Here is a 21,204-nt window from a genome sequence, read left to right on the forward strand (position 1 = left end):
TTTTGCTCACTTTTCCAGCGCCTGTTGAAGGTCGTCGATCAGATCCTTCGCATCCTCAATCCCCACCGACAGGCGTATCAGCTGCGGCACAATGCCGTTTGCAAGACGCTGCGCCAGTGGAATGGAGGCGTGGGTCATGCTGTAGGGCTGGCTCACCAGACTCTCCACCCCGCCCAGGCTTTCCGCCAGGGTAAAGAGCGTAAGATGACGAATCACCTCTGTCGCGCGTTGCGCATCGCCTTTAATCACAACGGAGATCATGCCGCCCGGCAGCGCCATTTGTCTGCGGGCAAGCACATACTGGGGGTGTGACTCCAGCCCGGGATAGAGCACGCTCTCTATCTGCGGATGCTGCTCCAGCCATTGCGCAATCGCCAGCGCGTTGGCACTGTGCTTCTCAACGCGCAGGGAGAGGGTGCGAATCCCCCGTAGCGTCAGGAAGCTGCTGAACGGATCCAGAACGCCGCCAACCGCGTTTTGCAGATAGCCCAGACGCTCTGCGAGATCCTTATTTGCCCCGACAACAGCCAGCCCGGCAACCACGTCTGAATGACCGTTGAGATATTTGGTGGCGGAGTGAACCACAATGTCGAACCCCGCCTCCAGCGGCCGGTGAATGACCGGGGAGGCGAAGGTATTATCCGCCACGCTGATCGCATTATGGCGCCGGGCAATGTCTGCGATGGCCTCCAGGTCGGCCAGTTTCAGCAGCGGGTTCGTCGGCGTTTCCACCCAGATCATGCGGGTGTTCGGGCGAATGGCGGCCTCAAGTCCGGCTACATCGTCCGGCTTAACCCAGCTCACCTGTAACCCGGTGCTGCGCTTGCGCACGTTTTCGATCAGGCGATACGTACCGCCATACACGTCGTCAATGGCAACGATATGGCTGTCTTTATCCAGCAGTTCGAGCACGGTGGAAATGGCCGCCAGCCCTGACGCGAAGGCGTACCCGCGCGTGCCGCCTTCCAGTTCGGCGATGGCGGTCTCCAGCGCATGGCGGGTTGGGTTGCCGCTCCGGGAGTATTCGTAGCCGGTATGTTCACCCGGTGCCGGTTGCGCAAACGTCGACGTGGCGTAAATTGGCGGCATCACGGCGCCGTGCGTGTCGTGATACTCACCGCTGTGAACGCTGAGGGTGGCCAGGTTTTTCATCTTTTGCTCCTTTTATTTCGTCAGGCGGTTACGCCAGGTGGTGAGTACGTCACTGCGTGTGATCAGACCCAGAAAGCGGTCTTCGTCATAAATAATCGCCACCAGGCCACGGTCAAAGATGGTGTACAGGGCGCTCTCCGGGGCCAGCTTATCCAGATATTCGACCTGACGCGTCATGGCCGCCGTCACGGGGAGAGAGAAGCGATCGGCATCTCCCCCGATGTGCCGCAGCAGGTCCCACTCGTCGATGATGCCGACAACATTGTTGTTATCGAGCACCGGCAGCTGGGAGATGTCGTACAGGCGCATGCGGGCCAGCACGGTGGAAAGCGTGTCGTCCGGGGCGGCAGTCACCGTCGCGCCTTCATCGTGGCGCAGGGCAATAAAGTCCGAGAGATCGCCTGCCTGCGGACGTGAAATCAGCCCCTGCTGGCGCATCCAGTCGTCGTTGAACATCTTCGAGAGGTATTTATTGCCGCTGTCGCAGGCGAAGGTGACCACACGTTTTGGCGTAGTCTGCGCCTGGCAATATTTCAGCGCCGCCGCCAGCAGCGTGCCGGTGGAGGAGCCTGCCAGGATCCCTTCCGTTTTTAGCAGATCGCGGGCGGTGGTGAACGCCTCGCGATCGGTAATGCGCCAGGCGCGGTTAACCCCTTCGATGTTCGCCAGCGGAGGGATAAAGTCTTCGCCAATCCCTTCAACCAGCCACGATCCGGCATCGTGATGGCGTCCGGTCTCAACCTGGTCCGCCAGTACCGACCCGGCCGGATCGGCAAGCACAAATTCCGTCTGCGGCGAATGTTCTGCAAACCACGCCTGTAAGCCACCCAGCGTACCGCCGGACCCCACGCCGACGACGATGGCATCGATCTGGCCGTCAAGCTGTTCAAACAGTTCCGGTGCGGTAGTGGTGCGGTGCGCCAGCGGATTGGCCGCGTTATTGAACTGGTCGATATAAAACGCGCCTGGCAGTTCGTTCGCCAGCCGCCGGGCATAATCCTGGTAGTAGGCCGGATGCCCTTTATTCACATCTGAACGGGTCAGCACGACCTGCGCTCCTAACGCGCGCAGGTGGAAAATCTTCTCGCGGCTCATTTTGTCCGGCACCACCAGGATCAGCGAGTATCCCTTTTGCGCCGCAATCAACGCCAGCCCCAGGCCGGTGTTCCCCGCCGTGGCTTCAATAATGGTGCCGCCGGGCCGTAGCTGCCCCATACGCTCGGCTTCGTTAATCATCGACAGCGCGACGCGGTCTTTAATCGAGCCGCCTGGATTCTGATTTTCCAGCTTCAGAAACAGCGAGCAGGGGCCGGTATCCAGCTTGTGCAGCTGGATGAGTGGCGTATGGCCAATTAGTTCGGTGACGGAGTGGTAAAGCGTCATGGTCATGTCCTGTGAAGAGGTGATGACCGGATGATAGGACCACGAAATTTTCTCATTAAAGAACGTTTCACTGGGTTATAGAACAGAAAGGAATAATACTTCTTTTTTTGGATGGAAAGACAGCAAGACGTAGAGTTGTCCGGATGTGAGGATGGCTATATCAGTACATAGTGCTGCAAAATTAACCAATTTCGTCGGGTGAATGAGACCTGATATGCAAAGGGCAGATAATTATTGCAGATATTCATCTAAATGCTTTTTCACCCGCCAGTTCGCTGCTTATTCCGCCGCGTTATAAGAAATTCTTTTTTGGTCATTTAAAAGCTGATAACGGCTGTTTACTATTTTTTGGACATCCATACTGCTAAACCGCTATATGCGTAACGGATAACGAATAAGAATGATCGTACTCAGTAATATTTCGAAGGTTTTTGACAACGGGAAGCTGGCGCTGACAGCCGTTGATAACGTCAATTTGACGATAGAGCAGGGACAGATTTACGGGATCATTGGTTACAGCGGGGCCGGGAAAAGTACGCTTATCCGTCTGCTGAACGGTCTGGAAAAGCCCAGCGCCGGCAGCGTCACTATTAACGGTCAGGATATCTCCGCCGCGAAGGGAGAAGCGCTGCGTCAGGCACGCCTGAAAATCAGCATGGTGTTCCAGCACTTTAATCTGCTCTGGTCGCGCACGGTGAAGGAAAACATCGCCTTTTCAATGCAAATTGCCGGTGTGCCAAAAGCGCAAATTCAGACTCGCGTTGCCGAGCTGGTGGAGCTGGTCGGCCTGAAGGGGCGCGAGAATGCCTACCCGTCGCAGCTGAGCGGCGGGCAAAAACAGCGTGTGGGCATTGCCCGCGCGCTGGCCAATCATCCGGACGTACTGCTGTGTGACGAAGCCACCTCGGCGCTGGATCCGCAGACCACCGATCAGATCCTCGATCTGCTCCTGGACATTAACCGTCGTTTTAACCTGACCATCGTACTCATTACGCATGAGATGCACGTGGTGCGCAAAATCTGCGACCGCGTGGCGGTAATGGAGAACGGCAAGGTGGTGGAAGAGGGGGAGGTGCTGAGCGTGTTTACGCATCCTCAGCAGCCGATCACCCGGCAGTTTGTCCGCCAGGTGAGCCAGTACGCGGAGGAAGAGACCTTCAATACCGAACTGGCAAATGAGCTGGAGGGCGCGGTCATCAAGCTCACCTTCACCGGGCACAGCACGCACAGGCCTATCGTCGGTGAACTGACCCTGCGCTACGGCCTGCCGTTTAACATCCTGCACGGCAAAATGACGCAAACCGCCCACGGTGTTTTCGGGCAGCTCTGGGTGCACGTGGTGGCATCGGATGAACAACTGAACAATATCCTCGCCGACCTGAAGCAAAGCGATATTGAAGGCGAGGTAATCAAGCATGGCTGAAGAACTCTTTCCGCACCTGAAGTGGGATCAGCTTTGGGCTGCAACCCAGGAGACGCTCTACATGACCGCGCTTTCCGGCGTGGCGACGTTTGTTCTGGGGATCGCGCTCGGTCTGGCGCTGTTTTTAACCGCCCGCGGCGGGTTATTCCACAACCGCACGGTCTACAGCGTGATGTCGATTGTGGTGAACGTGTTCCGCTCGATTCCGTTCATCATTCTCATTGTTCTGCTGATCCCGTTCACCAAGACCGTTGTGGGGACCATTCTCGGCGCTAACGCTGCGCTGCCCGCCCTGATTGTGGGCGCCGCGCCGTTTTACGCCCGTCTGGTCGAGATTGCCCTGCGGGAAGTGGATAAAGGGGTAATTGAAGCCACGCGTTCGATGGGCGCGCGGCTGAGCACGTTAGTGTTTCGGGTTTTACTGCCGGAATCTTCACCCGCACTGGTTTCAGGTATGACGGTGACGCTGATTGCGCTGGTGAGCTACAGCGCAATGGCGGGGGTGATAGGTGCCGGCGGTTTGGGAAATCTGGCTTATCTGGAAGGATTCCAGCGCAACCATGGTGACGTCACGCTGGTGGCAACGGTGACCATTCTGATCATCGTGTTCATTATCCAGTTCTGCGGCGATGCCATTACTTCACTGTTAGATAAACGCTAATAAATACACACAGGAACCACATCATGAAAAAGACACTGACACTGATCGCCGCAGCCACCCTGAGCGCCCTGAGCTTTGCCTCCTGGGCGGACACGCTCACCGTGGGGGCGTCCAACACCCCGCACGCGGAAATTCTGGAGCAGGCTAAGCCGATTCTGGCGAAGCAGGGGATCGATCTGGAGATTAAACCGTTCCAGGACTACATTCTGCCAAACACGGCGCTGGCAGGGCATGACATTGATGCCAACTATTTCCAGCACATCCCTTACCTGAACAGTGTGCTTAAAGATCATGCGGGCGATAAGGATTATGATTTTGTCAGTGCAGGCGCAATCCACATTGAGCCGATCGGTATCTATTCAAAAAAATACAAATCGCTGAAGGATCTGCCGGAAGGCGGCAAAATCATCATGCGTGATGCGGTTTCCGAGGAAGGGCGTATTCTGTCCATCTTCGAAAAAGAGGGCGTGATCAAGCTGAAGCCAGGCATCGATAAAGTGACCGCGCGCATCAGCGATATTGTGGAGAACCCGAAAAAGCTGCAATTCACCCCTAACGTCGAGGCATCTCTGCTGCCGCAGATGTACAACAACGACGAAGGTGCTGCGGTGGTGATCAACGCCAACTACGCAATTGATGCCGGTCTGGATCCGGTCCACGATCCAATTGCGGTTGAAAGCGGTGAGAATAACCCGTACGCCAACATCATTACCGTTCATCGCGGTGATGAGAAGAAGAAGGATATCGTCGCGCTGGTGAACGTGCTGCACTCCAAAGAGATTCAGGACTGGATCCGCACCAAATACAAAGGCGCGGTCATCCCGGTAAACAACTAATCGCCTGATTTTCCAGACGAAGCCCGGCGAACAACACGCCGGGCTTCTTTTTTGTATCCAGCCGACGAATGATTTAAGCTGACGGTTTAGGGCAACGGAGTGATGGCAATGGGCAATGTGACCAAAGACGAAGCGCTGTACCAGGAGATGTGTCGGGTGGTTGGCAAGGTCGTTCTGGAGATGCGTGACTTAGGGCAGGAGCCCAAGCATATCGTGATTGCCGGGGTACTGCGTACCGCGCTGGCGAACCAGCGCGTTAAGCGCAGTGAGTTGACCACCAAAGCGATGGAAACGGTGGTTAAAGCGCTGGCCGGTTAGGACGAAGCGTCTCGCGAGTTTTTCAGATCCCGCATATCAACAGTCATTATTGTTATTTCCTCTTCATGATGAAGGCGTGTTTAACTGAGTCCAGGTTAAGCGAGAAGGGTAATGACGATGAAAAAATGGATAAGCACGTTACGGCGGTTTTTTGCGCCCCGACCAGCGAATGCGGAGAACAGCGCGCAACGTGTTCTTGAGTCAATACTGCCTGTCGCCAGCCTCTATGGCGTGGACGTAGCCAACATCGACCCGGAGTGGTTCTATGTTAAAACGTCACGCTGAACTGCGCCGGACGCGCGAAATGTACTGGAATGAGCTGTGCGTGATGCGTGTAAAGTGAGAATGAAGGGAAAAATGCCCTGGCTAATCCTCGGTAAACGATAGCCGTTTTGTTACCACTATCTCCTTTCTCAGATGGAGATGATAATGAAACGGACAGTATTAACCCCCGCGCTTTCTGCCACCGTGCTATTGCTTGCCATGCAGGCGGCACACGCTGGTCCACAGGCGCATGTTGTATGCAGTTATTCCCATACCCTCGGCGATGATGCCATTATGATGTACGGCATGCCCAACGAGGCCATGCTGCACGATTTTTTTGGTAACGTGCAAACGGATGCTTACTCCAGCCGTGAATCGCTGCGTACCCAGGAAAAGACCACCTGCGATAACAAAGCAGACAGCTCGGCCTACTGGGCTCCGTCGCTAAAATTACCGGACGGAACGGTGGTCAAACCCGCCTATCAAAAAACCTATTATCAGGCATCGAACGTTGACGCCTGGCCACTGCACCCGTTCCCGGCGGGGCTGTCGCTGCTGGCGGGCGATCATCACGGCACCGCGCCAAATCCACATATCACCTTTTTATGCGCCAACGGCAAGGGCTACACCACCAGAACGGGTGAAGTCTGCGGTTTACGCAAGGCGAAGGATGCCGTGCAGTTTAATATCGGCATTCAGTTCCCGAACTGCTGGGACGGGGCCAACCTGAAGCCCGCCCACGGCCTGGCTAACGCCACCTACGATACGAAAGGACAGTGTCCGTCCGCCTTCCCGGTGAAGATCCCGACGGTGAACATGAATATTGCGTACGTGCTTCCGACAATTAGCTCTCTGGATACCAGTAAAGTCCAGCTTTCCCTCGACCCCACCATGCATGGCAGTGAACGTGAAGAGCGATGGGGGAGCCTGTATACGGCGCATGCTGACTTCATGAACGGCTGGACGGAAGATGCCGCGCGCTTTATGACCGACCTGTGCATGAACCGCGGAATGGATTGCGGCACCACCGTGCCGTATGGTTATTCAAAAGCAAAGGCCAACGTCTGGCTCAGCAGCATGGAACCCGCACTTTCACAACCCGATCCCCAGGTCTTACTGGTGCAGGATAACTGGAAGAACGGTGGACGCACGAAAAACAGCGAAACATTGTCGCTGGTGAAGTTCAACATTCCTCCGCTGCCTGCCGGACAGGATCCTGCCCAGTTTAAATACCGCGTGAGAATTTATGGCGGGAAAGTGGAAACCAACGGCGCGGATCAAATCTTCTTCTATCCGGCGAGTAACGACTGGGATCCGGCCACCGTGAGCTGGCATTCACGGCCGCCCTGCAACTATCGCTCGGATGCGGTGCTTTACCTGAACCACTCCCGTGAATACCGGATGGTGGACGTGGATAAAGCGGTGCGCAAGGCGCTGGCAGAAGGGAAAACCGAAATTTCGTGGTATATCGGCGGCGATCGTCAGGGAAACCACTATCAGTTTGAGACGGGGTCATCTCAACAAAGCCTGATCCTGATGCTGACCGGGTTTAGCAAAACGCCGGAGATCTGATAACGCCCGCGTTTTTTTGTTCTCAACAGCGTTAACTGGTAATGTCGACAGCCTGAATGACTGCGCCCGTTAACGCTATGAGTTTAAATAAGATGATAAAGCGCAGCATCGCTGCATGGGTGGCGGTCTGCCTGATAAGCGGTATGCTGCTTTATGCGGAACAGATACGTCGCCAGTACTGGGAGCGCGATCGCGAGTTTACGGCACGCTATTCGGTGATCGGCGCGGTGCTGACGCAAAACGAATCGGTGCTTCCGCTTCTGAGCGGCGATGAAGATATTACCGCGTTACGCAAAAAGTTTCCTTCTGTCCTGGCCCTGGAAAAAACCGCGGGGCGTGCGCTGGACGCCCCGCGTGTGGAGCCGTTTCGCGGGGTGCAGTACTGGTTATATAATCCCTGGCGGCAGATACGCGTGCTGGTCGACCTAAGCGCGCTGATTCCCGCGCGCCAGAGCTTTGCGCAGCTGCATCTTAACGTCACGAACGGCGATGGTCCGCCATCCTCCGGCGCTTTCTGGCGCTGGCAGCGCGCTTTCCCGCAGCATACCCAGCCCTTCGTTCTTACAGCCGAGGCAGAGCCTGACTGGTTCAGCGTTTCCCTGCTGCCTTACCTGCTGCTCTTTCTGACGTGGGGGGTAGCGATTGCGGGCGTGGGAAGCGTGCTCTGGCAGCGCAAACAGCGGCAGCAGGCCGAGCAGCGCGCCCGCTATTATCAGCATGCCAGGCTTAACACGCTGGGGGAGATCACCGCGGGCATTGTCCATGAAATTAACCAGCCTCTTACCGCCGTGCAAACCTGGATCCAGGGGGCGCAGCGACAGCTCGAGGCTAATCCGCAGGCCGTGCCGCAGGCGCTTGCGGCCGCGCTGCTGCAAACGCAACGCATCAGCGCCCTGCTGACGCGCTTTCGCGAGCATGTGGTACAGGAGAAGGTGACTCTGCGCGAAACCGATCTGGTGCAGTGCTGGCAGCAGGTTGAGAGCCTGCTGGAGCACGAGCGCAAATCGAACCGTATCGCGGTCATCCACGCGTTTGCAGCGGACGCCACGACCGTGCTGGCAGACAGGCTCTGGCTGGAGCAGATACTGCACAACCTGCTCAGCAATGCGATTCAGGCTCAGCAGGAGAGCACGCACGGCTGGGTGCGAATCGACAGCCAGAAAAACGAGAAGGGCATTCTGGTCACGCTTACTGACGGCGGGCCGGGATTTAGCCCGGAGGCCCTGCAAAACGCTTTTATGCCCTTCTTTAGCGGACGCCCCGGCGGAACGGGGCTGGGGATGACGTTAACCGAAACGCTAATAACCCGCATGACCGGCTCGATTGCCCTGGGCAACGCCCCGCAGGGTGGGGCGCAGATCCGGTTGCAGCTCGCAGAAGGTAAGGAGACAAAGCATGGATAAGGTGGTCTGGCTCATTGATGACGATGAGTCCATCAGGGAATCATTGACGTTTTTACTCTCCGGAATGGGCTGGCAGGTTAAGGCATTCGAGAGCGTAGATGCCTTTACGCTGGCGCACGGCGGCGAAACGGCGCTTGTCGGCTGTCTGCTTCTGGATATGCGCATGCCGGGCAAGAGCGGGCTTGCCTGGCTGGAGGAGGGTGAATGGCCCTGGCCGCTGCTGCCAGTCGTTATCATGACCGGGCACGGAACGGTCGACGCCTGCCGTCGCGCGTTTCGCAACGGCGTGTTTGAGTTCTTCACCAAACCCCTGGATGCCGACAGGCTTATCGAAACGGTTGGCATGGCTTTCGAAGAGAGCCTGCGGCGATCTGCCGCCTGGCAGGATATCTCGCGGATTAAAGCGCGATTCGAACAGCTAACCGCGCGGGAGCACGAGGTGTTGACCGTGCTGATGGAAGGATGCAGCAACAAAGAGGCGGCTGCGCGTCTTAACCTCTCCCCGAGGACCGTGGAAGCGCACCGCGCGGCGGCGTTTGCCAAGCTTGGCGTCAGCAGCCTGGTTCAGGCGAGCCGGGATTATGACAAATTGCAATCCGTATAACTACCAGGTGGAGTGCGTAATCAACCGAATTACGCGTAAACGCGCGCTTCAGTAATCTCGGGTTGTCTCCCAACACTCGAGGAAGTGCAATGAAAAAAGTATTGATGGTGGCAGCACTGGTTGCAGGTAGCGTAAGCCTGGCTGCACGGGCGGATGCGCTGAATCAGAAAAGCCTCTCTCTGGCACAGGCTAACGCGCTGGCAACGTCTGCTGTTAAGGCCTGTATGGCAAAGAACTATCAGGTTACGGTGACCGTGGTTGACCGCGCAGGGGTTGTTAAGGCGGTGCAGCGCACGGATAACGCTGGTCCACATACGGTAAAAGCCAGCGAAATGAAGGCATATACCGCGCTGAGTACGAAAAACGCGTCAGGCAAGGTAATGGAAGCTGCACAGACTAACGCGGGCGCGCAGAATATGCGTGATGTTCCCGGCTTCCTGCTGCTGGCGGGTGGTTTACCGGTAAAAGAGGGCGATGAGGTGATTGGGGCGATTGGCATCGGCGGTGCGCCGGGCGGTCATCTTGATGAAGCCTGTGCCCAGGCGGCCATTAACGGGGCCGGACAGTAATTCATAAAAAAAGCACCGGCATGGCCGGTGCTCTGTATTCAGATCTTGCAGGCATCGCCGCAGTCGTCATCGGCGACAATCGCCTGGGCTTTTTTATCCGCATCGTCGAGACGTTCCGCGTTGCGCTCTTCTGCTTCATCCAGCCCGTTAAAGACTAAGTTATCGAGATCAATTTCCATGTGCCACCTGCGTTATTCAGTTTTTGATACTGGCACAGTATAAGTCAAAAAAAGCGGGCCAGGCACCCCTCAGCACATATGGATAATCCCTGCCATACTCAGTGCTTTATTGCTGAGGAAAGCCGATGATTACACTCTGTAAAACCTGCGGTACCGCTTACGATGAACAGCCCAAAAACTGCCCGATTTGCGACGATGAGCGCCAGTATGTCCCGGTGACGGGCCAGGCATGGACGGACTTCGACAGCCTTACGACCACGCACACCAACAAATGGCAACAGCTGGAGCCGCAGCTGTTCAGCATCAAAACCGTTCCCGCTTTTGCCATCAACCAGCGGGCGCTTCTGCTGAGTACGCCGCAGGGCAATGTTCTGTGGGACTGCATCGCCAACCTCGATCCGGCGACCAGAGCGTTAGTTGACGCGCTCGGGGGCATCAGCGCGATCGCGATTTCGCACCCACATTACTACACCACCATGCAGGAGTGGGCCGCCGCGTTTAACGCGCCGATCTACCTGCACGCCAGCGATCGGCAGTGGGTGATGCGTGACAGTCCGGCGATACGCTTCTGGGAGGAGGACGCCCTGGAGATTTTGCCGTCGGTGACGCTGCTGCGTCTGGGCGGGCATTTTGCAGGCGGCACGGTGCTGCACTGGCAGTCAGGCGACGGCGTGCTGCTGGCCGGTGATATTTTGCAGGTTACGCCTGGTAAGGACGCCGTGTCGTTTATGTGGAGTTATCCGAATATGCTGCCGCTGCCTGCCCGCACCGTTGAGGCGGTGATCGGTCGACTGACCGGGAAAACGTACCAGCGACTGTACGGGGCCTTTGAAGGGCAAAACATCCCGGCGAACGCAGATGAGATTGTGCAGCGGTCGGGCCAGAAATATATTGCTTGTCTCCGCTAAGGCACGGTGGTTAAATTTTACGAGTGTGATCGCGATCATACCTAAACTAAAACAGATAAAAGAGAAATGGCTATGCAACATATCATTGAAGGTTTTCTCAGCTTTCAAAAAGAGATTTTCCCGCAACGTAAAGAGCTTTTTCGTAGTTTAGCGTCCAGTCAGAATCCCAAAGCGCTGTTTATCTCCTGCTCCGACAGCCGTCTGGTTCCGGAACTGGTCACGCAGCAGGAGCCAGGACAGCTCTTTGTCATTCGAAACGCGGGCAACATTGTGCCACCGTTCGGGCCGGAGCCTGGCGGTGTCTCTGCGACCATTGAATACGCGGTAGTGGCCCTCGGCGTGACCGATATTGTTATTTGCGGCCACTCCAACTGCGGCGCGATGAAGGCGATTGCTGACAACGCCGATCTGGAGCCGATGCCAGCCGTTTCCCACTGGCTGCGCTATTCTGATGCGGCAAAAGCGGTGGTTGAGAAGAAAACCTGGGATCAGCCAATCGATAAAGTGAATGCGATGGTGCAGGAGAACGTCTTTGCTCAGCTGAGCAACATCAAGACCCATCCGTCGGTGGCGGTAGGCCTGCGCAACAACGCCATTCGCCTGCACGGCTGGGTGTATGATATTGAAAGCGGCAAAATCCTTGCCCTGGACAAGAACACTAAATCCTTCGTGTCGTTGTCGGAAAACCCGGAAGTCTTCTTCGAGTAATCCGACACCGCAGGGCAGGGAAGCCCTGTTAAAACTCCATGAAAGGTAATTTTCGTCGCACGCCCGACGCAGGATTCCCCGCCGCTTTCGCCATCGCTTTACCAATTTCAGCGCACTCAGACAAACCCTGAACAAACGGATGATCGTGCATCAGCCAGGGGATCGCCCCAAAAGCGATACGTCCGCGCAGAGACGCAGGTGACAGCAACGTGTAGTCTTCCCCCACGTCCGGTATTTCATCCCCCGTTTCCTCAAGCTGTTTGCGCAGCGTCGGGAAGGGAATATCCTTATTTTTGAGCGGTTTCTGCCCGCGGGCATCGATAAAGACGTCGAAGCGATAACGCTTTTCTTTCGTGGTGATGACGGTCTGATCGCTGCCGATATCCAGGGCGTAATCATCACCGAGTGCGACTACGCTAATGATCCCTACCTCGCGCAGTGCCAGTAACCGGCGGATAGACTGCGGTGGAATGGCGGCATAGTTATCAATAAACACACGCTCCAGCCCGGATTTAAACCGTTCTCTGTCACGTTCATTGAGTGAAGGGACAATGGCCTGAACTACTTCATGCAGACGAAGCACGGTATAGCGCCAGGCAACGGTGCGTTTCTCGCACTTGTTGCGCTCCACTTCTTTCAGATTCGCTTCGGCCCAGGTGAAAGGACCATGCTTTTTACGATCCTCAAACCAGACATCACGAAGCGTGTCAGCATTCAGCGTGCCGATCGTTATCGCCTGGCACCAGCGCGGATCGGCCAGCTCAAGCTCTTTCACCATCAGTGCAAAGATGCGGTCAAGCAGCCCGTCAGGGCCTTTGGCAATTTCGCTTTCTGCCACAGACTCCGTTAACACCGACAGCGGTTCATAAGGGATAGGGCAGTAAAAGTCGGCCTCCGGAAGAACGCCCGAGCGGGACATCAGCGTGATGTTTAGCCCCTCACTACCTTTATTGACAACGAACTGCTCCCCGCTAAACCGACCATGCTGCATTACTACCGCCATAGCAGCGTCCAGTCCGCTGAGGGAGGTACCCATAATCCCCACCTCACAGGCTCGGATATCCGCGTCCATCAGCCCCGACCATGGGCTTGGGAAATAGTCGCGGGTGGATTCATCTTCATCAGGCCAGACGTGACCGGTGGCGACCACTGCAAGATCAAACCGCCTTGAGAAAGGGGCATCGTTCACTGACAGGGCCACGCCGTCTGCATCAGCCTTAATATCAGTGACTTCTGCGTTGGGGTGAACCTCGATATGAAACCCAGCCTTTTTCGCCTCGGCAACGACGGCGAGAAAGCGGTCGTGAAAATATTCACCCAGCAGAATACGCGGCAGAAACTGCCGGTCATTCAGTCTGTCTTTGTCGACGTTATAGCGGGCAAGATGGGCTTCACTCTGCTGTTTGAGCCAGTCGAGGTAGGTGATAAAAATGGGCGGGATTTCGATACTGGCGATATTCGCCAGCATCAGCCGGGAGTTATCCTCGTCGCTGTAGGGCATCCCTACGCCGGGTTGGTCTGCTTTTTCGAACACGGTGATCGACAGCGGTGCTGCGTTGTTAAGAAGTGAGTAAAAGGTGTAAATCCCTGTTGGGCCTGAGCCGATAATGGCGATTTTTTTCATCGAAAGCGTTCCTGCGTTTCTGAACCATACAACAAGCGTAGCAGGAGAAAGGTTAAGTCATTCAATGAAGGGAAAAATTAAGACGTTCAGAAGAGGATTTTTGCACCATTTCAGGACTGAAATGGTGCGTCCGAGTGGACTCGAACCACCGACCCCCACCATGTCAAGGTGGTGCTCTAACCAACTGAGCTACGGACGCAGAATGGTGCGTTCAATTGGACTCGAACCAACGACCCCCACCATGTCAAGGTGGTGCTCTAACCAACTGAGCTATGAACGCATTGTGTTGTCGGTGACAACGGGGACGAATATTAGCGGCACAGCCCCAAGGTGGCAAGAGGGAAAATGCATTTTTCTCTCTGATTTCACGCGATTGCTTCATTACCGCGCAAAGTGAAGAGAAAGTAGCCGCCAGCCGGCGGCTACTGTGTCATTAACGCGCAGCGCGTTGCAAAATTACCGCAGACGACTGACGTTGCAGGAAGCGCATGCGCAGCATCATCATAATGGCTGCAGACGTTAAGCCGATGATAAAGCCCATCCAGAATCCGGCTGGCCCCATGCGATCCACCACCAGATCCGTGAGCGCCAGAATATACCCACTCGGCAGGCCCAGAACCCAGTAAGCGATAAAGGTGATAAAGAAGATGGAACGCGTATCTTTATACCCACGCAGCACGCCGCTGCCAATTACCTGGATGGAGTCAGAGATCTGGTAAATGGCCGCCAGCAGCATCAAATGCGAGGCCAGGGTCACTACTTCCGGGTTGTCGTTATAGAGCAGGGCAATTTGCTCACGCAACAGCACGGTAAAGAGCGCGGTACAGACTGCCATGCAGACGCCGACGCCCAGCCCGGTGCGGGCTGCCGTTTGCGCATCCAGCGTCGAGCCTTGCCCCAGACGGAAGCCCACGCGAATCGTCACCGCAGCAGCCAGGGACATCGGCAGGACGAACATCAAAGAGCTGAAGTTCAGGGCGATCTGGTGGCCTGCCACGTCAATAATCCCTAACGGCGAGACCAGCAGGGCGACAACGGCAAATAGCGTCACTTCAAAGAACAGCGCCAGCGCAATGGGCAGACCCAGTTGGGTAAGGCGGCTCATCATCGACCAGTCAGGCGTGCTAAAGGCGGTGTCGTTACGAATGTCGCGCATGGATCGCGCATGTTTAACGTAGGTGAGCATACAGCCGAACATCACCCAGTACACCGCAGCCGTCGCCACGCCACAACCCACGCCGCCGAGTTCCGGCATGCCAAAATGACCGTAGATGAAGATGTAGTTCACGGGAATGTTCACCAGCAAGCCGATAAAGCCCATCACCATGCCCGGCTTGGTTTTTGCCAGCCCTTCACACTGGTTACGAGCCACCTGGAAGAAGAGATAACCGGGCGCGCCCCAGAGCAAGGCGCGCAGATAACCGACTGCTTTATCTGCCAGCGCCGGGTCGATATTATGCATGGCGCGAATAATATACCCGGCGTTCCACAGGACGATCATAATCAGGACGGAGACCCCCCCGGCCAGCCAGAAGCCCTGGCGCACCTGATGGGCTACGCGGTCGCGTCGACCGGAGCCGTTAAGCTGCGCGATAACGGGCGTCAGCGCCAGCAGCAGGCCGTGACCAAACAGAATGGCCGGGAGCCAGATTGAGGTTCCGATCGCCACGGCGGCCATATCGGTGGCGCTGTAACCACCGGCCATTACCGTATCCACAAATCCCATTGCGGTTTGGGCTACCTGCGCGACGATCACCGGTATGGCCAGTGCCAATAACTGACGCGCTTCGATCATATACTTCTGCACGTGAACACCTTTGTATTGTAGTTATTTGAGAGACTAAAAAGGCCGCCGTTACTGGCAGCAAGAAGAAAAAACAGAGGGATGCCAGCTATTGTAGCGGGGTTTAACTAATTATCTAGTGAAAAAATCGCCAGAAATTGCGCATCACTGGCAACCTGTTTTTTCAACTGTTATTGTGGTGGGATTATACGGTGTCATCGCCGTTCGGAATGAACAGGAGCTGTAAGCATGTTTACTGGTATTGTGCAGGGCACTGCCAAAGTGGTGTCCATTGATGAAAAACCGAATTTCCGCACTCACGTAGTTGAGCTGCCTGAATATATGCTCGACGGCATTGAAACCGGGGCGTCGATAGCGCATAACGGCTGCTGCCTGACGGTGACCGAAATTAACGGTAACCAGATAAGCTTTGATTTAATGAAAGAGACGCTGCGCATCACTAACCTGGGTGAGCTGGTGGTGGGGGATACCGTCAACGTTGAACGCGCGGCGAAATTCAGCGATGAGATTGGCGGGCATCTGATGTCGGGCCATATTATGACCACCGCAGAAGTGGCGAAAATCGTGACCTCGGAAAATAACCGTCAAATCTGGTTTAAGGTGCAGGATCCGTCATTAATGAAATACATCCTTTATAAAGGATTTATTGGCATCGATGGGATTAGTCTGACCGTCGGTGAAGTGACGCCAACGCGTTTTTGCGTGCATTTAATTCCTGAAACGCTGCAACGTACTACGCTTGGCGCAAAAAAACTGGGGCAGCGCGTAAATATCGAAATTGATCCGCAGACCCAGGCGGTCGTGGATACCGTTGAGCGCGTGCTGGCGGCGAAAGAGGCGGCGATAATAAAGGCCGTGGAAGAAGAATAAAAAATAACCCCGGTTACCCGGGGTTATTTTTCAGCGGGCCACGCGCAGGCCGTGCTCAATCCCACGACTAAACACCACCTGCCACAGCTGTATATCCCGCGCGCGGAACGCACCCGCGCAGGCATTCAGATAATAGCTAAACATCCGTTTGAATCGTTCCGAATAGTTGTCGGCGATTTCAGGCCATGCAGCCTGGAAACGTTCATGCCAGGCCATCAGCGTGGTGTCGTAATCTGCGCCGAAGTTATGCCAGTCTTCCACAATAAAATGCGGTTCGCTGGCGTTCGCAATCTGGCGAACAGAGGGTAAACAACCATTCGGGAAGATATATTTGTTGATCCAGGGATCCACATTGTTATCGGTGCGTTTAGAGCCGATGGTGTGTAGCAGGAAAATTCCGTCAGGCTTCAGGTTATGGTCGGCGACGTCGAAATAAGTCTTGTAGTTCTTTGGCCCCACGTGCTCGAACATACCCACGGAAACAATCCGATCGAACTGCTCATTCAGGTCGCGGTAATCCTGAAGCCGAATATCGACATCCAGACCCAGACAGCGTTCCTGTGCCATCTTCTGCTGTTCAGCTGAAATCGTGACGCCGACTACGCTGACACCGTAATGTTTCGCCATAAACCAGGCAAGGCCGCCCCAACCACAGCCGATGTCCAGCACGCGCATGCCGGGCTGCAACTGCAACTTATCGCAAATCAGTTGTAGCTTATCCTGCTGCGCCTCTTCCAGGGTTGTCGCTTTTTTCCAGTATCCGCAGGAGTACTGCATTAACGGGTCAAGCATACGGCTGAACAGGTCGTTGCCCAGGTCATAATGCTCTTTACCGACGATCCACGCGCGCTTTTTACTTTGCAGATTGAACAGGCGGGCGGAGGCGATACGTAACGTATCTTTGAAATGACGAGGGAGCTGATTTTCAAGACCGGCGCGTAAAACGCTGGAGAAGAACATATCCAGCCGCTCACACTCCCACCAGCCGTCCATATAGCTTTCACCCAGCCCTAACGATCCCTCCTGTAACACGCGTTTGAAAAAATCGGGATGTTTAATCTGGGGATCGGAGGGGGATGAGCCATTAATCGTAATGCCCGCACGTCCCAACAGTTCACTGACGATCCGGGACCAGTTATCGTCCGGAACGCTGACTTCTTCTATACACGATGAACTCATAGCTTCTCCATCACCTTGCTGTGATCAGAACCTTAAAACAGCGTAGACGCTTTTTTGGTTTGTGAGAAATCTCACGGTAAATGCCCGCGAGGCTAATATCCGACGTAGAACAGAGGAAGGGAGATAACCCTTGCCGAAATGCCTTCCATGGTAAAACGGGAGCGCTCCGGCTCCCGTTAACACTTAATATTTATCGTATTTAATCGAACCAAATTCAGTATAGGCCGCAAAATTTGGTGATTCAACAGAAAATTGTTAGCAACCTAATCACTGGTTTTTAACATAGTTTCCCGCGTAATCAGGCGTGCGACGTTTCTGTCTGCGCGTTTTCACTCTGCTCGCGATGGGCGGAGGACTGCATGCGATAACCCAATCCTGCCAGCACAACGGTGACCAGCATCACGCTGGTGGTGGTGAGCAGCGGGGTTGCAATCAACGCAGAGACCACGAGACTTGCCAGGAAGCACAGGCCAAGTTGCAGGGTATTTTGCAGCGCGGCAGCGCGGCCTGTCGCCTGCGGGAATGGACGCAGCGCCTGGGCTACAACGATAGGGTAAATGGCCCCGTTAGCGATCGCCATGACGCAGAACGGAATCAAAATTTCTGCAAGCCCGGCGCCGGGAATAAAGCCGACAGCCCAGGTCGCAATCACGCTTAGCGCATACAGCACCAGCAGCCAGGGCAGCATCTGCTGGCCTTCCCATTTTTGCAGCGCGGCGCGACAGCCATAGCCACCCACCAGGAAGGCGATGGTCTGTGGTACATAGCTCAGGCCGATAGCCGCCGGGCTGTAGCCCATGTCATGCAGAATGAACGGTGAACCGGTAAGCCAGGCAAAGAAGCTGGCAGAGCAGGCGGCATAAATCAGCACGTTACCGCGATAGGCTTTCGCCCGCAGTAAAGAGGTAAAGGTGATGGGCTTCGCGTCCGGATGCGTCTCTTTTTTATGCGCAGGTTTAAGCCCGAACGCGGGCAGCATCAGGACCAGCGTGATCGCAAAGAGCGTGGCGAAAATGGCCTGCCAGTCGAAATGCGCCAGGATCCAGCTGCCCAGCAGCGGAGCGAGCGCCGGAGACAGGCCGACCAGCGGCATGATGGTGGCGAAAATGCGGTTAGTGCGTGAGGCGGGGTAGTAATCGGTCACCAGCGCCTGCCAGGTGACCGCTGCGGCACAGACGCCGACCGCCTGAATAAAGCGCAACACCAGTAACCAGGCGGCATCGCGGACCCACAGCATGCCCAGACAGCCTACGGCAAAAATCGCCAGTCCCAGCAACAGGACGGGCTTACGGCCAAAACGATCAGAGAGCGGTCCCCAGAGTAGTTGCGCAAAAGCAAAGCCGGCGAGGAACAAACTCAAACTGGCGCTGATGGCGGCGGCAGGGGTTTGCAAATCTTCCTGCATCGCGGCGAAGGCGGGCAGATACATATCGGTCGCCAAAAAGCCCAGCACGCTTAAGCCGCCGAGCCAGACTAAAAATCCTTTCCTGGGTTGCACTGTTTTTTCTCCTGAGGAGGCAGGTGTACGTTGGCGCAGAGTGTAGGGAGTGCAAAGCGGCTTGTGAAACGCTAATATTTGGTGGGTGCATTCAAAAAATTTGCAGGCTAAAGATGTGGTCAGATTATTCCCTTGAAGTGGTTGATGCCGTGGCGCGTAACGGCAGCTTTACTGGTGCCGCCCAGGAGTTGCACCGCGTTCCCTCGGCTATCAGCTATACGGTGCGCCAGCTGGAAGCGTGGCTGGCAGTCCCGCTGTTCGAGCGGCGTCATCGCGACGTGGAGCTCACGCCTGCCGGCGCGTGGTTTTTGAAGGAAGGTCGGTCTGTTATCAAAAAAATGCAGATCACCCGTGAGCAGTGCCAGCAGATCGCCAACGGCTGGCGCGGGCATCTCGCTATCGCGGTGGATAACATTGTTAAGCCGGAACGGACCCGGCAGATGATCGTCGATTTCTATCGTCATTTTTCCGACGTCGAACTGCGTGTGTCGCAGGAAGTGTTCAACGGCGTATGGGATGCGCTGGCGGACGGCAGGGCGGAGATGGCGATTGGTGCAACCCAGGCGATCCCGGTTGGCGGGCGCTACGCGTTCCGCGACATGGGCATGCTGAGCTGGACCTGCGTGGTCGCGCGCGATCACCCGCTGGCGGCGCTGGACGGGCCGCTGAGTGATGACACCTTACGCAACTGGCCCTCGCTGGTGCTGGAAGATACCTCCCGCTCGCTGCCCAAGCGCATTACCTGGCTGCTGGATAATCAGCGCCGCGTGGTTGCGCCGGACTGGGAGTCGTCAGCCACCTGTCTGAGCGCGGGGCTGTGCGTTGGCATGGTGCCGGTGCATTTTGCGCGCCCGCGCATCGACGCGGGAGAGTGGGTGGCTCTGACGCTGGAAAATCCTTTCCCGGATGCTGCATGCTGTCTGACGTGGCAGCAAAACGACGTCTCGCCCGCCATGGCCTGGCTGCTGGATTATCTGGGAGACAGCGAAACGCTGAACCGGGAGTGGTTGCGGGGACCAGCGTAGCTGGCCCCGTAAAGAGATTAACGTCGGTAGTCGCGGAACGGACCGTCGGCAACGGAACGGCGTTCAATCAGGCGCGGGTGGACCTCAATGGACTGGGACTGTTCTCGCTTGTTGACGATCCTGTCCATCAGCATATTGAAGGCCGTTTCACCCAGCGAATCTTTCGGCTGGTGAATGGTGGTCAGCGCCGGGGTAAAGAAACGGGCGTTGCGAACGTTATCATAGCCGATCACCGAGATGTCCTGCGGAACGCGCAGGCCGAGTTCATCCGCCGCGCAGAGCGCGCCCATTGCCATGATATCGCCGCCGCAGAATACAGCGGTAGGGCGATGCGGCTGGGAGACGATCTGCTGCATAGCGCGATAGCCCGACTCCGGCTCGAAATCGCCCTGGACAATCCAGTTTTCTGGCACGGTAATCAGCGCCTCTTCCATCGCTTTCATGAAACCGGCCAGACGGCCAGCACCGGTGTTACGCTCCAGCGGGCCCGGGATCACGCCAATTTCACGATGCCCGCGTTCTACCAGATAACGCCCGGCCATGTAGCCGCCTTCAAAAGCGTTATCAATAACAGAGTCGGTGAAGTCTGCGCGCGCCTCGCCCCAGTCCATCACTACCATCGGAATGTGGCGATACTCTTCCAGCATGGAAAGCACCGACTCAGGGTATTCAGAACACATGACCAGCAGGCCGTCGACGCGCTTTTGCGCCATCATCGACAGGTAAGCGCGCTGTTTTTCAATGTTGTTCCACGCGTTGCCCAGAATCAGGGTATAGCCTTTCTGAAAGCAGTTTTTTTCAACGGCTTCGATGATTTCAGCAAAGTAAGCCGCTTCACTGCTGGTGGCCAGCAGGCCAATCGATTTGGTGTGATTAACCTTCAGGCTACGGGCGACCGCACTTGGCGAGTAGTGCAGTTCTTTGATTGCTGCCCAAACGGCATTACGCGTCTCTTCTGCGACGAAACGCGTTTTGTTAATAACATGTGATACGGTTGTAGTGGAAACGTTTGCGCGTTTTGCTACGTCTTTAATTGTTGCCATTAAATGTCACTCCAGACCATATCCTAAGCTCCTGAAAAAAATGAAGGTAAACGTTTGCCTTCTCTCACCCTTATTACGCAAACATGAGTTGCGACACGCCGGGAAAACGACACAGGACGTCAGGAGGGGGTCAGTGGCCGGTACGCTAATAAATTTAGCGTGGAATTTTGTCCTATCTTGA

21 protein-coding genes and 2 tRNA genes are annotated in these 21,204 nt (G+C 55.8%); 13 read left to right on the forward strand and 10 right to left on the reverse strand.

Annotated elements, in window-relative coordinates:
- Nucleotides 1-6 precede the first annotated feature (6 nt).
- Both ACQG2Q_RS10080 and ACQG2Q_RS10085 read right to left on the reverse strand, forming a co-directional pair.
- Nucleotides 7-1,152, reverse strand: a complete 1,146-nt coding sequence (locus tag ACQG2Q_RS10080) for a trans-sulfuration enzyme family protein (protein ID WP_063849294.1) — start codon at nt 1,150-1,152, stop codon at nt 7-9.
- A gap of 12 nt (nt 1,153-1,164) precedes the next feature.
- Nucleotides 1,165-2,535, reverse strand: a complete 1,371-nt coding sequence (locus ACQG2Q_RS10085) for a pyridoxal-phosphate dependent enzyme (RefSeq protein ID WP_063849293.1) — start codon at nt 2,533-2,535, stop codon at nt 1,165-1,167.
- A 400-nt stretch (nt 2,536-2,935) separates the two neighbouring features.
- Here ACQG2Q_RS10085 and ACQG2Q_RS10090 point away from each other — a divergent pair, with 400 nt between their 5' ends.
- The 9 genes from ACQG2Q_RS10090 (at nt 2,936) to ACQG2Q_RS10130 (ending at nt 10,185) form a co-directional block, all read left to right on the forward strand.
- Nucleotides 2,936-3,958: a methionine ABC transporter ATP-binding protein gene (locus tag ACQG2Q_RS10090; RefSeq protein ID WP_063849292.1), complete on the forward strand. Its 1,023-nt coding sequence runs from the start codon at nt 2,936-2,938 to the stop codon at nt 3,956-3,958.
- On the forward strand, nt 3,951-4,619 hold the full coding sequence (locus tag ACQG2Q_RS10095; protein ID WP_017384621.1) for a methionine ABC transporter permease: 669 nt from the start codon (nt 3,951-3,953) through the stop codon (nt 4,617-4,619). Before ACQG2Q_RS10090 ends, ACQG2Q_RS10095 begins: the two co-directional genes overlap by 8 nt.
- 23 nt (nt 4,620-4,642) lie before the next feature.
- Nucleotides 4,643-5,455: a MetQ/NlpA family ABC transporter substrate-binding protein gene (locus ACQG2Q_RS10100; protein ID WP_003857677.1), complete on the forward strand. Its 813-nt coding sequence runs from the start codon at nt 4,643-4,645 to the stop codon at nt 5,453-5,455.
- A 108-nt stretch (nt 5,456-5,563) separates the two neighbouring features.
- Nucleotides 5,564-5,773: a fumarate hydratase FumD gene (gene fumD / locus ACQG2Q_RS10105; RefSeq protein ID WP_003857676.1), complete on the forward strand. Its 210-nt coding sequence runs from the start codon at nt 5,564-5,566 to the stop codon at nt 5,771-5,773.
- Between the two features lie 117 nt (nt 5,774-5,890).
- Nucleotides 5,891-6,058: a hypothetical protein gene (locus ACQG2Q_RS10110; protein ID WP_022647883.1), complete on the forward strand. Its 168-nt coding sequence runs from the start codon at nt 5,891-5,893 to the stop codon at nt 6,056-6,058.
- Nucleotides 6,059-6,202: 144 nt separating this feature from the next.
- On the forward strand, nt 6,203-7,609 hold the full coding sequence (locus tag ACQG2Q_RS10115) for a DUF1996 domain-containing protein (RefSeq protein WP_063150601.1): 1,407 nt from the start codon (nt 6,203-6,205) through the stop codon (nt 7,607-7,609).
- A gap of 92 nt (nt 7,610-7,701) precedes the next feature.
- On the forward strand, nt 7,702-9,012 hold the full coding sequence (locus ACQG2Q_RS10120; RefSeq protein ID WP_233156115.1) for a sensor histidine kinase: 1,311 nt from the start codon (nt 7,702-7,704) through the stop codon (nt 9,010-9,012).
- On the forward strand, nt 9,005-9,616 hold the full coding sequence (locus tag ACQG2Q_RS10125) for a response regulator transcription factor (protein WP_022647886.1): 612 nt from the start codon (nt 9,005-9,007) through the stop codon (nt 9,614-9,616). Before ACQG2Q_RS10120 ends, ACQG2Q_RS10125 begins: the two co-directional genes overlap by 8 nt.
- 89 nt (nt 9,617-9,705) lie before the next feature.
- The gene (locus tag ACQG2Q_RS10130; RefSeq protein WP_022647887.1) at nt 9,706-10,185 is read left to right on the forward strand and encodes a GlcG/HbpS family heme-binding protein; all 480 of its coding nucleotides are present in this window, start codon (nt 9,706-9,708) and stop codon (nt 10,183-10,185) included.
- Nucleotides 10,186-10,223: 38 nt separating this feature from the next.
- On the opposite strand, the gene ACQG2Q_RS10135 is transcribed toward ACQG2Q_RS10130, so the two are convergent.
- Nucleotides 10,224-10,364: a hypothetical protein gene (locus ACQG2Q_RS10135; protein ID WP_003857665.1), complete on the reverse strand. Its 141-nt coding sequence runs from the start codon at nt 10,362-10,364 to the stop codon at nt 10,224-10,226.
- Between the two features lie 125 nt (nt 10,365-10,489).
- Between ACQG2Q_RS10135 and ACQG2Q_RS10140 the strand changes: the two genes are divergently transcribed.
- Together ACQG2Q_RS10140 and ACQG2Q_RS10145 are read left to right on the forward strand one after the other, a co-directional pair.
- Nucleotides 10,490-11,272 (forward strand): hypothetical protein, encoded by a 783-nt coding sequence (locus ACQG2Q_RS10140; protein ID WP_063849290.1) that lies wholly within the window; start codon nt 10,490-10,492, stop codon nt 11,270-11,272.
- Nucleotides 11,273-11,344: 72 nt separating this feature from the next.
- Nucleotides 11,345-11,980: a carbonic anhydrase gene (locus ACQG2Q_RS10145; RefSeq protein WP_022647889.1), complete on the forward strand. Its 636-nt coding sequence runs from the start codon at nt 11,345-11,347 to the stop codon at nt 11,978-11,980.
- Nucleotides 11,981-12,008: 28 nt separating this feature from the next.
- Here the strand turns inward: ACQG2Q_RS10145 and ACQG2Q_RS10150 are convergent, their stop codons facing one another.
- The 4 genes from ACQG2Q_RS10150 to mdtK all read right to left on the reverse strand — a co-directional run bounded on the left by ACQG2Q_RS10150 (nt 12,009) and on the right by mdtK (nt 15,411).
- Nucleotides 12,009-13,604 (reverse strand): FAD-NAD(P)-binding protein, encoded by a 1,596-nt coding sequence (locus ACQG2Q_RS10150; protein WP_063849289.1) that lies wholly within the window; start codon nt 13,602-13,604, stop codon nt 12,009-12,011.
- A gap of 122 nt (nt 13,605-13,726) precedes the next feature.
- Nucleotides 13,727-13,803: transfer RNA gene (locus ACQG2Q_RS10155), tRNA-Val, on the reverse strand.
- Nucleotides 13,804-13,807: 4 nt separating this feature from the next.
- Nucleotides 13,808-13,884 (reverse strand) — tRNA-Val (locus ACQG2Q_RS10160).
- Nucleotides 13,885-14,037: 153 nt separating this feature from the next.
- Nucleotides 14,038-15,411, reverse strand: a complete 1,374-nt coding sequence (gene mdtK / locus ACQG2Q_RS10165; RefSeq protein ID WP_032622176.1) for an MdtK family multidrug efflux MATE transporter — start codon at nt 15,409-15,411, stop codon at nt 14,038-14,040.
- Nucleotides 15,412-15,636: 225 nt separating this feature from the next.
- Here mdtK and ACQG2Q_RS10170 point away from each other — a divergent pair, with 225 nt between their 5' ends.
- Nucleotides 15,637-16,278, forward strand: coding sequence for a riboflavin synthase (locus ACQG2Q_RS10170; RefSeq protein ID WP_022647892.1), 642 nt, complete (start codon nt 15,637-15,639; stop codon nt 16,276-16,278).
- 30 nt (nt 16,279-16,308) lie between these two features.
- On the opposite strand, the gene cfa is transcribed toward ACQG2Q_RS10170, so the two are convergent.
- Nucleotides 16,309-17,457: a cyclopropane fatty acyl phospholipid synthase gene (gene cfa / locus ACQG2Q_RS10175; RefSeq protein WP_022647893.1), complete on the reverse strand. Its 1,149-nt coding sequence runs from the start codon at nt 17,455-17,457 to the stop codon at nt 16,309-16,311.
- A gap of 298 nt (nt 17,458-17,755) precedes the next feature.
- On the reverse strand, nt 17,756-18,955 hold the full coding sequence (punC, locus tag ACQG2Q_RS10180) for a purine nucleoside transporter PunC (protein WP_063849288.1): 1,200 nt from the start codon (nt 18,953-18,955) through the stop codon (nt 17,756-17,758).
- Between the two features lie 113 nt (nt 18,956-19,068).
- Here punC and punR point away from each other — a divergent pair, with 113 nt between their 5' ends.
- Complete coding sequence (gene punR / locus ACQG2Q_RS10185; RefSeq protein WP_022647895.1) at nt 19,069-19,980, forward strand: DNA-binding transcriptional activator PunR; 912 nt, start codon at nt 19,069-19,071, stop codon at nt 19,978-19,980.
- A 17-nt stretch (nt 19,981-19,997) separates the two neighbouring features.
- Here punR and purR read toward each other — a convergent pair whose 3' ends face one another.
- Nucleotides 19,998-21,023 carry an HTH-type transcriptional repressor PurR gene (gene purR, locus ACQG2Q_RS10190; protein ID WP_006809011.1) on the reverse strand — a complete coding sequence of 342 codons (1,026 nt, stop codon included), beginning with the start codon at nt 21,021-21,023 and terminating at the stop codon, nt 19,998-20,000.
- Nucleotides 21,024-21,204 lie beyond the last annotated feature (181 nt).

Source organism: Enterobacter cloacae complex sp. 370H10, assembly GCF_050031535.1.
In the GTDB taxonomy this organism is placed as follows: domain Bacteria; phylum Pseudomonadota; class Gammaproteobacteria; order Enterobacterales; family Enterobacteriaceae; genus Enterobacter; species Enterobacter intestinihominis.